The following is a 12,477-nucleotide window of genomic DNA, read 5'->3' on the forward strand; positions in this document are numbered from 1 at the left end:
ACCATGGCCTCTGCATCTGCATTCGAATACGCACCCGCACCCGAATCGCGGTCGATCGTCGACATCGCACCGTCGTACGGCCTCTTCATCGACGGCGAATTCACCGACGCCGCCGACGGCAAGGTCTTCAAGACCGTCTCCCCCGCCAGCGAGGAGGTCCTCGCCGAGGTCGCCCAGGCCGGCGCCGAGGACGTGGACCGCGCCGTGAAGGCGGCCCGCAAGGCGTTCGAGAAGTGGTCGGCGCTGCCGGGCCAGGAGCGTGCCAAGTACCTCTTCCGTATCGCCCGGATCATCCAGGAGCGCTCGCGCGAACTCGCCGTCCTGGAGACCCTCGACAACGGCAAGCCGATCAAGGAGACCCGCGACGCGGACCTCCCGCTGGTCGCGGCGCACTTCTTCTACTACGCGGGCTGGGCCGACAAGCTCGACCACGCCGGCTACGGCGCCCAGCCGAGGCCGCTCGGCGTCGCGGGCCAGGTCATCCCCTGGAACTTCCCGCTGCTGATGCTCGCCTGGAAGATCGCCCCGGCGCTCGCCACGGGCAACACCGTGGTGCTGAAGCCCGCCGAGACGACTCCCCTGTCCGCCCTCTTCTTCGCGGACATCTGCCGCCAGGCGGGCCTGCCCAAGGGCGTTGTCAACATCCTGCCGGGATACGGCGAGACGGGCGCCGCGCTCGTCGAGCACCCCGACGTGAACAAGGTCGCCTTCACCGGCTCGACCGCCGTGGGCAAGGCGATCGCCCGTTCCATCGCCGGTACGGACAAGAAGGTCACGCTGGAGCTGGGCGGCAAGGGCGCGAACATCGTCTTCGACGACGCCCCCATCGACCAGGCCGTCGAGGGCATCGTCTCCGGCATCTTCTTCAACCAGGGCCAGGTCTGCTGCGCGGGCTCCCGCCTGCTGGTCCAGGAATCGATCGAGGAGGAGCTGCTCGACTCCCTCAAGCGCCGGCTCTCCACGCTGCGCCTGGGCGACCCGCTGGACAAGAACACCGACATCGGTGCGATCAACTCCGCGGAGCAGCTGGCCCGTATCAAGGCCCTGACCGAGACGGGCGAGTCGGAGGGCGCCGAGCGCTGGTCCGCCCCGTGCGAGCTGCCGGGCTCCGGCTACTGGTTCGCGCCGACCCTCTTCACGAAGGTCACCCAGTCGCACACGATCGCGCGGGACGAGATCTTCGGCCCGGTCCTGTCCGTGCTGACCTTCCGTACGCCCGACGAGGCGGTCGCCAAGGCCAACAACAGCCAGTACGGCCTGTCGGCGGGCATCTGGACGGAGAAGGGCTCGCGGATCCTCGCGGTCGCGAACAAGCTGCGCGCGGGTGTGGTGTGGGCCAACACGTTCAACAAGTTCGACCCGACCTCGCCCTTCGGCGGCTACAAGGAGTCGGGCTTCGGCCGCGAGGGCGGCCGTCACGGTCTGGAGGCCTACCTCGATGTCTGAAGCGACACGTCTTGGCGTCTTCAAGACCTACAAGCTGTACGTCGGGGGCAAGTTCCCCCGCTCCGAGAGCGGCCGGGTGTACGAGGTGACGGCGAAAACATCAGCCGCTGGCGCGGCGGGCAAAGGCAAGTGGCTGGCCAACGCCCCTCTCTCCTCCCGCAAGGACGCGCGTGACGCGGTCGTGGCGGCCCGCAAGGCCTTCGGCGGCTGGTCCGGCGCGACCGCGTACAACCGCGGCCAGATCCTCTACCGCATCGCCGAGATGCTGGAGGGCCGCCGGGACCAGTTCGTACGCGAAGTGGCGGACGCGGAGGGCCTGTCCAAGTCGAAGGCCGCGGCCGTCGTGGACGCGGCGGTCGACCGGTGGGTCTGGTACGCGGGCTGGACCGACAAGATCGGCCAGATCGTGGGCGGGGCGAACCCGGTCGCGGGCCCGTTCTTCAACCTCTCCACCCCCGAGCCGACCGGCGTCGTGACGATCCTCGCGCCGCAGGAGTCGTCATTCCTGGGGCTGGTCTCGGTGCTCGCCCCGGTGATCGCGACGGGCAACACCGCGATCGTGATCGCTTCGGAGAAGTCCCCGCTCCCGGCGCTCTCGCTCGGCGAGGTGCTGGCCACGTCCGACCTCCCAGGAGGCGTGGTCAACATCCTCTCGGGCCGGACCGCGGAGATCGCCACGCCGCTGGCCTCGCACCAGGACGTCAACGCCATCGACCTCACCGGTGCCGATGACGTACTGGCGAAGGAGCTCGAAGTCGCGGCTGCGGACAACCTCAAGCGCGTCCTTCGTCCACAGCCTGTGGATTTCTCGGCCGATCCCGGCACGCACCGCCTGACCGCCTTCCTGGAGACGAAGACGGTCTGGCACCCGACGGGTTCCCTCGGCGCGTCCGGCTCGGCGTACTGAGCGGTCGCGGCCCCAGGACCGAGCCCCCTGCCGTCCCGTCCGGCGGCAGGGGGCTCTTTCATGCCGGGGCTCACGCACAGGCTCATGCCCGGACTCCCGGCCCGGGCTCAGAACGGCAGCAGACCCGACGCACCGCCCACCACCGGCAGGTCCTCGATGGCCTGGCCCCGAGTCACGTGGCCCGTCGCCGTCGTCGTGCCGACCGGCTTGAAGTCGGCGACCTGGGTGGCGACACCGTTGTCCAGCGGGTCGACGCCGGTCTTGGCCAGCGGGTCGAGCGGGAGTCGCTTGAGCTGCCCGGCACCGGCCACCGAGTTGGTGACCGCGCCCGTCAGGCCCTGGGTCTGGCCGGCGTCGAGCACGTCGAGGCCCGCGGGTGCCGTGGGTGCGGCATGGGCGGCGGCCTCGCCCGCGCCGAGTGCCGCGGCCACCGCCGCTACGGTCAGACCCGCACGCAGCAGTGTGAGCCGCCGGGACTGGGGAGCTGTGTGACGTGCCATGGGATTCCTGACTGCGGAGGTAATCGGACGAGCACGCAGCGTAGTTGAGGTGTGACGCTCAATACCAACCTCCGCCCCGAGGGGTCCCCTTCACGGGGCAATGCCTCACACTGGTGTCCCGTGACCTCTTCCGCCATCCCCACTCGCGTCGTGCTGCTCTCGGGTCCCTCCGGGTCAGGAAAGTCCTCCCTCGCCGCCCGTACCGGCCTCCCGGTGCTGCGCCTGGACGACTTCTACAAGGAGGGCGACGACCCGACGCTCCCGCTGGTCGCGGGCAGTTCGGACATCGACTGGGACTCCCCGGAGTCGTGGGACGCGGACGCGGCGGTGGCGGCGGTCGCCGAGCTGTGCCGCACGGGACGTACGACCGTGCCCGTGTACGACATCGCCACGAGTTCGCGCGTCGGTGTGGAGGCGTTCGCCACAGGCCGGACGCCACTGTTCGTGGCAGAGGGGATCTTCGCGGCGGACATCGTCGGGCGCTGCCGGGAACTGGGCGTACTGGCGGACGCGCTGTGCCTGCGTGGCCGCCCGTCGACGACGTTCCGCCGGCGGCTGGCACGAGATCTGCGCGAGGGCCGCAAGTCGGCGGGGTTCCTGCTGCGGCGGGGCTGGCGCCTGATGCGCGCGGAACGGGGCATCGTGGCCCGCCAGACGGGCCTGGGCGCGTACCCCTGTGACAAGGCCGAGGCCCTCGGCCGCCTCGCGGCCGCGGCGGCGGGCCGCCGGACGCCCGCGGCGCGCACGATGGCCTGACGGGTTTACCCCGCGCTGCCCATACGGGACCGGTACGGCAGGCGTCCCCATGCCTGCATGTACCGCAAGCGGCCATTGAGCAGCCCCCACCGCGAGCGACAACCTCCGCGAAAGCGGCGCCGGTTCAGGCGCAAAGCACAGAGCGGGGCCGGACAAGACCCCCCGGCCTGTCCGGTCCCGCTGTGTATCCCCCGTGACCCCCGTGGTCCCCCGATCCCGCCGTCTCCCCCGAAACGACGGCCCCGTTTCCCCCGTTCCCCCCGTTGCCCTCAAGCCACCAGCTCGCCGAAGGACTCTTCCTCGTCACGGCCGAAGCTGAGGACCTCGTCCTCACGCAGCCGGCGGAGCGACCGCCAGATGCTCGACTTCACCGTGCCGACACTGATGTCCAGGATTTCCGCGATCTCCGGGTCGGTGCGGCCCTCGTAGTAGCGAAGGACCAGCATCGTCCGCTGGAGCTCGGGCAGCCTGGCCAGCGCCTGCCAGAGCACCGCGCGCAGTTCCGTACCCCGCATCGCGTCGGTGTCGCCCGCCGTCTCCGGCAGCTCCTCCGTCGGGTACTCGTTGAGCTTGCGCCGGCGCCACGCGCTGATGTGCAGGTTGGTCATCGTGCGGCGCAGATATCCCCCGACCGCCGCCTTGTCGGTGATCCTTTCCCAGGCCCGGTACGTCGAGAAGAGGGCGCTCTGCAGCAGATCCTCCGCCTCGTACCGGTCCCCGGTCAGGTGGTACGCGGTCGCGTACAGAGAGGCGCGGCGTTCTTGCACGTAGGCGGTGAACTCCGCCTCCGACAGGCTCGGCCGCTCCCCCGCGGCCTTACCGTACGCCGCGCTCGCCCCCGCGTTCGCGTCAACGACCGTCATGTACGACGGCTTGTGCTGACGCCCGGCGCCGCGAACGCACCCCCGCCCGTTCACCGCGCCGGACTTCTCCGTGCTCCTCACGACGTCGTGGAGACGCGTGACAACTGCGCTTGAGTTGGTGCTGTGCAGTGCGTTCATCTCGCGCCCCCCGTCGAGTGGCTGTTTCCGTCCGTGTGCCAAAAAGCTTGCCCCGGCAGTTTCATGGCGTTGTCCGTCGACTGTCACAGGCCTGTCACAGGGCCCACCGGGGGCCGCGTGCTCAGCGATCCGGACCGGGTCGGGACTCCCTCGCGAACCCCGGAACAAAGTGCTCGAAACGCCTCTCACAAGGGGAGGAGTCGTAGTGAGACCGTCCAGCAGTCGAACTACGGCTCCCCCATGGGACAGAATGACCTCCGTGCCTTTCCTGTTGCTGATCGAGGACGACGACGCCATCCGCACGGCCCTCGAGCTCTCCCTGTCACGCCAGGGCCACCGAGTGGCCACCGCGGCGACGGGCGAGGACGGCCTGAAACTGCTGCGCGAGCAGCGGCCGGACCTGATCGTGCTCGACGTGATGCTGCCCGGGATCGACGGTTTCGAGGTGTGCCGGCGCATCAGGCGCACCGACCAGCTGCCGATCATTCTGCTGACCGCACGCAGTGACGACATCGATGTGGTCGTGGGTCTCGAGTCCGGCGCGGACGACTATGTCGTCAAGCCCGTGCAGGGCCGTGTGCTGGACGCCCGGATCCGTGCCGTACTGCGGCGCGGTGAGCGGGAGTCCACCGATTCGGCGACCTTCGGTTCGCTGGTGATCGACCGCTCCGCGATGACGGTCACCAAGAACGGCGAGGACCTGCAGCTCACCCCGACCGAGCTGCGGCTTCTCCTTGAGCTGAGCCGCAGGCCCGGGCAGGCTCTGTCGCGGCAGCAGCTACTGCGGCTGGTGTGGGAGCACGACTACCTCGGCGACTCACGACTTGTGGACGCGTGTGTGCAGCGGCTGCGGGCGAAGGTGGAGGACGTACCGTCCTCGCCGACCCTGATCCGTACCGTGCGCGGCGTGGGTTACCGGCTGGACGTCCCCCAGTGAGAGATGCGCACGCCATGACCCCCGTGAACGGAACCACTCGGTGAGCGGTGCCGCAAAGCGCGCGATACTCGCCGGGCTCCGCTGGACGAGTCTTCGGCTCCGTCTTGTCGTCGTCTTCGCCCTGGTCGCGCTGACCGCTGCCGTGTCCGCCTCGGGCATCGCCTACTGGCTCAACCGGGAAGCCGTGCTGACCCGTACGCAGGACTCGGCGCTCGGCGACTTCCGCCAGGGGATGCAGAACCGTGCCGCCGCGCTGCCGCTGCGGCCCACCCAGAGCGAACTGCAGAAAACCGCCGAGCAGATGGCCGGAGGCAGCGCCGGTTTCAGCGTGCTGCTCATCGGCGAGCGCGACAAGGGCAAGCCGATCGTCGGCGTTTCCGATCCGGACACCTTCACGCTCGACGACGTCCCGGCCAAGCTGCAGGAGGCGGTGAACGAGCGGCAGGGCGTCGGCGCCGGCAACTCCGTCCCGTACCACCTCTACTGGCAGCGCACCCAGCGCCGCGGCAAGCCCTACCTGGTCGGCGGTACGCGGATCATCGGCGGCGGCCCGACCGGCTATGTGTTCAAGTCGCTGGACCAGGAGCGCCAGGACCTCAACTCCCTCGCCTGGTCGCTGGGGATCGCCACCGCGCTGGCCCTGGTCGGCTCGGCACTGCTCGCGCAGGCCGCCGCCACCACCGTCCTCAAGCCCGTGCACCGGCTGGGCGAGGCGGCCCGGCGGCTCGGCGAGGGCAAGCTCGACACCCGGCTGCGGGTCTCGGGCACGGACGAACTCGCCGAGCTGGCGAGGACGTTCAACAAGACGGCCGAGTCGCTGGAGAAGAAGGTCGCGGACATGAGCGCGCGGGAGGAGTCCAGCCGCCGCTTCGTCGCCGACATGTCGCACGAGCTGCGCACCCCGCTGACCGCGCTGACCGCCGTCACCGAAGTTCTCGAGGACGAGGCCGACAGCCTCGACCCGATGATCGCGCCCGCCGTGAACCTGGTGGTGAGCGAGACCCGCCGGCTCGGCGACCTCGTCGAGAACCTGATGGAGGTCACCCGCTTCGACGCGGGAACGGCCAGGCTCGTCCTCGACACGGTCGACGTCGCCGACCAGGTGACCGCCTGCATCGACGCGCGCGCCTGGCTGGACGCGGTGGACCTGGACGCGGAGCGCGGGATCATGGCGGGGCTCGATCCGCGCCGGCTCGATGTGATCCTGGCGAATCTGATCGGCAACGCCCTCAAGCACGGCGGCTCGCCGGTGCGGGTGTCGGTGCGGCCGGTCGACGACGAGCTGCTGATCGAGGTACGGGACCACGGGCCGGGGATTCCCCCGGACGTACTGCCGCATGTCTTCGACCGTTTCTACAAGGCGAGCGCCTCGCGGCCGCGCTCCGAGGGCAGTGGGCTCGGGCTGTCGATCGCGATGGAGAACGCCCACATCCACGGAGGCGACATCACCGCGGCCAACTCGGCGGACGGCGACGGCGCGGTGTTCGTGCTGCGGCTGCCGCGGGACGCCTCGTCGCTGAAGGACGGCGACGGGCACGGCGACAGGGACGCAGACCAGGACCCCGCGGACGACCGGGGAGAGGAAGGCGCGCAGTGACACCCGCGAAGGGCCGTACCCGGCGTACGGCAGCGGCACTCGCCGTGCTCATGGGCGTGGCCGTCCTCGGCGGCTGCGGGATCCGGCCCACTCAGGTTCCGGTCGACGCCGGTCCCGCGCCTTCGCGGGTGCCCTGCGAGGTGACCGGACAGGACTTCACGCCCCAGGCGCAGCCGCAGGGCGTCCCGGTCCGCGTCTACCTGGTCTGCGCCTCCCAACTGGAGTCCGTGGACCGTACCGCTGCGGTGTCAGGCGGGACGGCCCCCGACAGCCGTCTCCGGCTCGCCCAGGCACTCCTCGACGAGCTCGAGAGGGAGCCCACGGCGCCGGAGCACGAAGCGGGCTTCGCCACGTACGTACGAGGGCCCCTTGTGCTGCGAGGCGCGCGCAAGGGAGATCCGGCGGGGACGCTTCGGCTGAGCCGCCAGCCGGAGGATCTGCCGACGGCAGCGCTCGCCCAGATCGTGTGCACCTTCGCCGAGGGCCGGGCGGCAGCGACGGACGGCTCCGTGCTGCTGGGCGGCCCCGGGGACTACGCACCCCGTGGGTACGAGTGCTCGGCGGCGACGAAGGAGCGGCCCGAGGAGGCCGTGCCGACGCTCGGCGCGCTGCCCTCGGCGTCGTAGCGCGTCCGACGGAGCACCCCGCGGAGCTTCCTCTTCGAGGCGGGCGGAACCGATTCGAGCGAAGCGTGCGTCTTGGGGGGCGTGCAGCGTCAAGGTCCGGCAGGCAGTGCCGCCATCCGCTTCCGCGCGGCGGGGGTCATCCTCCTCCTCGCGCATCTGCTGCTCGTTTCCTGGCTGACGCTGCGCCCACTCGATGTGGTGTGGGTGACGCCCGCGAATCTCGAGCCGCTCGCCGGTATCAAGGCGGATCTCGCGCTGGGGCCGGTGGAAGCCGCGCGCCGGATCGGCGAAGGCCTGGTACTGCTCGCCCCCCTCGGCATACTGCTGCCCATGGCGGGCGGCAAGCTCACCGTCTCTCCGCTGGTCTCGCTGACCCGTACGGTCGCGGCGGGGGCCCTGCTGTCGCTCGGCATAGAGCTGCTGCAGACCGCGGTCCCCGGGCGGGTTCTCGACGTGGACTCGCTGCTGCTGAACACGGCCGGGGTGGCCCTGGCCCATCTGGCCGTCGTGCCCGCGGGCCGGGCGCGGCTCCGCCGCAAGCAGGCGCGGACGTCCCCGGCGGGCTCTTCCCGGCGGCGGCGCGGGGCCATGCTCCGGGAGGACGCTTCTCAGGGGCCGACCCCGACGATTCCCAGGGTCGGGATCGCCCCGTAGAGCGACGCTTTGCCCCCCTCGCGAAGCGATTATGGATGCATCGGGAGCACGACAGAGAGGCTCCCCCGCAAGGTTCTCGCGAAGGAGCCCACCATGTCCGCACTTGTCCGCCCCCGCGACGGACGCATGATCGGCGGAGTGTGCGCAGCGCTGGCACGGCGCTTCGGCACCTCGGCGACGACGATGCGTGTGATCTTTGTTCTCTCGTGTCTGCTGCCCGGACCGCAGTTCCTGGTCTACCTGGCGCTCTGGGTGTTCCTGCCCTCGGAGAAGAACGCCAGTACGGCCTGGTAGCAGTCCTGTCGGTCTTCACCCGCACGGCGGGGATCCCGGCGCACGGAAGTGGGGCGCACACCTGGTTCGGGTGTGCGCCCCGCTTTCATGTACGGGTGTACGGAACCTGCGGGGGTTCGTCAGCCGCCGAGACCGGGCAGACCGACGCCGGGCAGAGGAACGCCGGGCAGGCCGCCGCCGGGCACACCGCTGGTGGGCAGGCCGCCGGTGGCCTTGCCGACCGGCAGGCCGCCGAGCAGGCCGCCGACGGGGTCGGCCGCGTCGGAGGTGGGCAGCACCTTGGCCGCCGTCCCCTGGAGGGTGCCGGGCAGCGCCTGGGGAGCACCGGCCGGAAGCGTCGTCAGAGCCTCCTGGACGGGCGCGACGCTGGTGACGGTGTCCAGCGAGGGGGCGGATCCGGGGAGAGCGACGGGCGCGGCGGTCGCGGTGCCCGCGGCGGCAGCGGCGAAGGCGGCGCCGAGGGCGGCGACACCGAGAGTCTTGGCAGCAGACTGCTTCATCAGAGACGAGTCCTTGGGACGGGGATATCGAGCGGCTCTGCAAGCTAGCCAGCCGTACTCTGCGGCTGCAAACACCTCGAAGCGGCCGGGCGTTGACGGTCCCGGCCGCTTCGGTGTCCTCGCGCTCAGCCCTCGGCGGGAGAAGAGTCGCTGGTCGTGGCCGTTTGCCGGAACAGCCATTCGGATTTCAACTCGGCGTAACCGGGCTTGATGACGTCGTTGATCATCGCCAAGCGTTCATCGAAAGGAATGAACGCCGACTTCATCGCATTGACGGTGAACCACTGCATGTCGTCGAGCGAGTATCCGAAAGTGTCGGTCAGCAGCTCGAATTCCCGGCTCATGCTGGTGCCGCTCATCAGCCGGTTGTCGGTGTTGACCGTGGCCCTGAAGTGCAGTCTGCGCAACAGTCCGATGGGGTGCTCGGCATAGGAAGCGGCCGCGCCGGTCTGCAGATTGGAGGTCGGGCAGAGCTCCAGCGGGATGCGCTTGTCCCGTACGTACGCCGCGAGCCGTCCCAGCTTCACGGCGCCGTCGTCGGACACCTCGATGTCGTCGATGATCCGCACACCGTGCCCGAGCCGGTCCGCGCCGCACCACTGGAGCGCCTGCCAGATGGACGGCAGTCCGAAGGCCTCGCCGGCGTGGATCGTGAAGTGGTTGTTCTCCCGCTTCAGATACTCGAATGCGTCGAGGTGACGGGTGGGCGGGAAGCCCGCCTCGGCGCCCGCGATGTCGAAGCCGACGACGCCCGTGTCGCGGTATCTGTTCGCGAGTTCGGCGATCTCCAGAGCGCGGGCCGCGTGCCGCATCGCGGTGAGCAGAGCGCCGACGCGGATACGGTGACCGCTCTCGCGGGCACGCCGCTCACCCTCGCGGAAGCCCTCGTTGACGGCCTCGACGACCTCTTCGAGGGACAGCCCGCCTTCCAGGTGCTGCTCGGGGGCATAGCGGACCTCGGCATAGACGACCCCGTCCTCGGCGAGATCCTCCGCGCATTCGGCCGCCACACGGAACAGGGCGTCGCGGGTCTGCATGACGGCGCAGGTGTGTGCGAACGTCTCCAGATAGCGCTCCAGGGAGCCGGAGTCGGCCGCCTCGCGGAACCAGATGCCGAGTTTGTCGGGCTCGGCCTCGGGAAGCGCTTCATAGCCCGTCTCGCGGGCGAGTTCGATGATCGTGCCCGGACGCAGCCCGCCATCGAGGTGATCGTGGAGGAGCACCTTCGGAGCGCGGCGGATCTGGTCCGCGGTGGGCGTATTGAGGGACTGGCTCGTCATCTGCGCACTGTAGCCCCTACGCGCGTAGAGGGAGCCCTGTCGATACGTAACAGTGACCGTGCGTACGGGTGGAGTACACCTGTCCTTCTGAGACTGTTCTGTCATGGCAGACCACGCACTGCCCCTGTGGTGGGGGCGTCCGGAAGGCGCGGCGGCAGCGACGGTGGCAAGGGGAGCGCGGGGGAGCCGGACACCGCCGAGTGCGCGGCTGGGCAGGGCGGCGGGCGGACGCGGCGTCGGCACGGACTCGGCGGTGGGCGGGGTGGTGGTGCTCCTGCCGGACGGCCAGGCGGAGTCGGTACGCAGGCCCTCACCGCTGTCGTACGCGGCGGCGCTGCCACTGGGCCGCACGCTGGCTCGCGCGGGCCGCACGGACGGCCTGGCGGTGCACGCGGTCCGCTACCGCTGCCGCGGCTGGAACGGCCCGGACGCGCCACTGGCGGCGGACGCGACATGGGCGGTGGACGAGGTGGTACGGCGCTACGGCGACGTCCCGGTCTGCCTCACGGGCCACGGAATGGGCGGCCGGGCTGCCCTGCGGGCGGCAGGCCACCCGGCGGTCAACTCGGTGCTGGCGATGGCACCCTGGCTGCCGGAGGACGACATGGCGGCCACGCCGGAGCCGGTGAAACAGCTGGTGGGGCGCCAGGTGCTGATAGTGCACGGCACGAACGACGCGCGCACGGACCCCGAACTCTCCTACCGCCTGGCGGAACGCGCGAAGAAGACGAACCGCGACACATGCCGCTTCGAGGTCCACTCGGACGGCCATGCGCTGCGCCAGCACCATGAGGAAGTCCTGGCGCTGGCGTCGGACTTCGTCCTGGGCGCCCTGTTCACGCGCACGTACGCCCGCCCGGTGGCCGATGCCCTCGCCGCCCCGCCGCCCCTGGGCTTGAGGATGCCGCTTGCGGCCGGCTTCGGCCGCTCCCTCCGCCACTGAGCCCGGCCCTGCGCGGCTGCGGCGGCCGCGGGTGTCAGTCAGGCAGCAGATGGCCCCGGCGCGACAGCAGGAACCTCTTGAACGCCGCCACCGGCGCCGTGTCCGCGTGGCCGTCCAGCCAGGCGACGCCGATTTCGCGGGCCGCGCGCGGGGACGTCACCGTCAGTTCGACCACTCCCGGGCGGGCCACCGCCGGGGGCGGGAGCAGCGCCACGCCCAGGCCCGCCGCGACCAGGCCGCGCAGGGTTTCCGCCTCTTCGCCCTCGAAGGCGACACGCGGCGTGAAGCCCGCCTCCGCGCAGAGGTCGTCGGTGATGCGCCGCAGGCCGTACCCGGGTTCGAGGGTGACGAACGTTTCGTCGGCCGCTTCGGCCAGGCGGATCCGCTTGCGGGAGGCCAGGCGGTGGTCGTCCGGGACCACCAGACGCAGGCGCTGCTCGTCGAGGCGGCGGGCAACCAGATCCGGTGCGTCCGGGACCGGTGAGGTCAGGCACAGGTCGAGTTCCCCGGCCCGAAGTCGCTCGATCATCGCCTCGCCGTAGTTCTGGACGAGAGTGAAGCGGATACGCGGGTGGTCGGCGCGGAAGGCCCGGATCAGGCCCGGCACGGTCTCGGAGCCCATGGTGTGCAGGAAGCCGAAGGCCACCTTGCCGGACGCCGGATCCGCGTCCGCCTGGACCGACTCCGCCGCCCGCTCCACCTCGGCGAGCGCCCGCTCGACGGATGTGAGGAAGGTCCGGCCGGCCGGCGTCAGCGAGACCGTACGGCCCTTGCGGGCGAACAGCACCACCCCCAGGTCCCGTTCGAGGCGCACGATCGCCCGCGAGAGCGTCGACTGCGGCACGCCCATCTCCTGAGCGGCACGCGTCACATGCTCGTGCCGGGCCACCCCGGCGAAGTACGCGAGCCGTGGAGCGAGCAGCAGCGCGATGTCTTCTTCGTAACTACTCAGTGACAGCCGCGCCTGTGAGCTCTGTTGATGCACCATGGGAACGATTATCGCCATTCCGTGCATTGGACGCATGACATATCGCGG

The 12,477-nt window shown here is 70.6% G+C and carries 14 protein-coding genes; 9 read left to right on the plus strand and 5 right to left on the minus strand.

Features of this window, described 5'->3' with window-relative positions:
• Positions 1 to 3: 3 nt before the first annotated feature.
• Both FBY35_RS13420 and FBY35_RS13425 read left to right on the plus strand, forming a co-directional pair.
• Positions 4 to 1,446: an aldehyde dehydrogenase family protein gene (locus tag FBY35_RS13420; RefSeq protein WP_142214029.1), complete on the plus strand. Its 1,443-nt coding sequence runs from the start codon at positions 4 to 6 to the stop codon at positions 1,444 to 1,446.
• Positions 1,439 to 2,353 carry an aldehyde dehydrogenase family protein gene (locus FBY35_RS13425; RefSeq protein WP_142214030.1) on the plus strand — a complete coding sequence of 305 codons (915 nt, stop codon included), beginning with the start codon at positions 1,439 to 1,441 and terminating at the stop codon, positions 2,351 to 2,353. Before FBY35_RS13420 ends, FBY35_RS13425 begins: the two co-directional genes overlap by 8 nt.
• Positions 2,354 to 2,460: 107 nt before the next feature.
• Here FBY35_RS13425 and FBY35_RS13430 read toward each other — a convergent pair whose 3' ends face one another.
• Positions 2,461 to 2,853, minus strand: coding sequence for a hypothetical protein (locus FBY35_RS13430; RefSeq protein ID WP_142214031.1), 393 nt, complete (start codon positions 2,851 to 2,853; stop codon positions 2,461 to 2,463).
• Positions 2,854 to 2,904: 51 nt separating this feature from the next.
• Here FBY35_RS13430 and FBY35_RS13435 point away from each other — a divergent pair, with 51 nt between their 5' ends.
• On the plus strand, positions 2,905 to 3,609 hold the full coding sequence (locus FBY35_RS13435; protein ID WP_142214032.1) for a uridine kinase: 705 nt from the start codon (positions 2,905 to 2,907) through the stop codon (positions 3,607 to 3,609).
• A gap of 269 nt (positions 3,610 to 3,878) precedes the next feature.
• Here the strand turns inward: FBY35_RS13435 and FBY35_RS13445 are convergent, their stop codons facing one another.
• Positions 3,879 to 4,610 carry a SigE family RNA polymerase sigma factor gene (locus tag FBY35_RS13445; RefSeq protein ID WP_142214034.1) on the minus strand — a complete coding sequence of 244 codons (732 nt, stop codon included), beginning with the start codon at positions 4,608 to 4,610 and terminating at the stop codon, positions 3,879 to 3,881.
• A 259-nt stretch (positions 4,611 to 4,869) separates the two neighbouring features.
• Between FBY35_RS13445 and afsQ1 the strand changes: the two genes are divergently transcribed.
• The 5 genes from afsQ1 (at position 4,870) to FBY35_RS13470 (ending at position 8,718) form a co-directional block, all read left to right on the plus strand.
• A complete protein-coding gene (afsQ1, locus tag FBY35_RS13450; protein ID WP_175257369.1) occupies positions 4,870 to 5,547 on the plus strand; it encodes a two-component system response regulator AfsQ1 in 678 nt (225 codons plus the stop codon).
• Between the two features lie 40 nt (positions 5,548 to 5,587).
• Positions 5,588 to 7,144: a HAMP domain-containing sensor histidine kinase gene (locus FBY35_RS13455; protein WP_142214035.1), complete on the plus strand. Its 1,557-nt coding sequence runs from the start codon at positions 5,588 to 5,590 to the stop codon at positions 7,142 to 7,144.
• The gene (locus tag FBY35_RS13460; protein ID WP_399208252.1) at positions 7,141 to 7,770 is read left to right on the plus strand and encodes a hypothetical protein; all 630 of its coding nucleotides are present in this window, start codon (positions 7,141 to 7,143) and stop codon (positions 7,768 to 7,770) included. Before FBY35_RS13455 ends, FBY35_RS13460 begins: the two co-directional genes overlap by 4 nt.
• An 81-nt stretch (positions 7,771 to 7,851) precedes the next feature.
• A complete protein-coding gene (locus FBY35_RS13465) occupies positions 7,852 to 8,424 on the plus strand; it encodes a VanZ family protein (RefSeq protein WP_142214036.1) in 573 nt (190 codons plus the stop codon).
• Between the two features lie 93 nt (positions 8,425 to 8,517).
• Entirely contained in the window at positions 8,518 to 8,718 is a 201-nt protein-coding gene (locus FBY35_RS13470) for a PspC domain-containing protein (RefSeq protein WP_142214037.1), read from the plus strand.
• A 119-nt stretch (positions 8,719 to 8,837) separates the two neighbouring features.
• Here the strand turns inward: FBY35_RS13470 and FBY35_RS13475 are convergent, their stop codons facing one another.
• Together FBY35_RS13475 and FBY35_RS13480 are read right to left on the minus strand one after the other, a co-directional pair.
• Entirely contained in the window at positions 8,838 to 9,218 is a 381-nt protein-coding gene (locus FBY35_RS13475; protein WP_142214038.1) for an ATP-binding protein, read from the minus strand.
• A 125-nt stretch (positions 9,219 to 9,343) separates the two neighbouring features.
• Positions 9,344 to 10,498: an adenosine deaminase gene (locus FBY35_RS13480; protein WP_142214039.1), complete on the minus strand. Its 1,155-nt coding sequence runs from the start codon at positions 10,496 to 10,498 to the stop codon at positions 9,344 to 9,346.
• A gap of 262 nt (positions 10,499 to 10,760) precedes the next feature.
• Here FBY35_RS13480 and FBY35_RS13485 point away from each other — a divergent pair, with 262 nt between their 5' ends.
• Positions 10,761 to 11,441: an alpha/beta hydrolase gene (locus FBY35_RS13485; RefSeq protein WP_222123144.1), complete on the plus strand. Its 681-nt coding sequence runs from the start codon at positions 10,761 to 10,763 to the stop codon at positions 11,439 to 11,441.
• A gap of 34 nt (positions 11,442 to 11,475) precedes the next feature.
• On the opposite strand, the gene FBY35_RS13490 is transcribed toward FBY35_RS13485, so the two are convergent.
• Entirely contained in the window at positions 11,476 to 12,429 is a 954-nt protein-coding gene (locus FBY35_RS13490) for a LysR family transcriptional regulator (protein WP_142214041.1), read from the minus strand.
• Positions 12,430 to 12,477: the final 48 nt, after the last annotated feature.

The sequence above is a fragment of the Streptomyces sp. SLBN-118 genome (genome assembly GCF_006715635.1).
Taxonomy (GTDB): Bacteria; Actinomycetota; Actinomycetes; order Streptomycetales; family Streptomycetaceae; genus Streptomyces.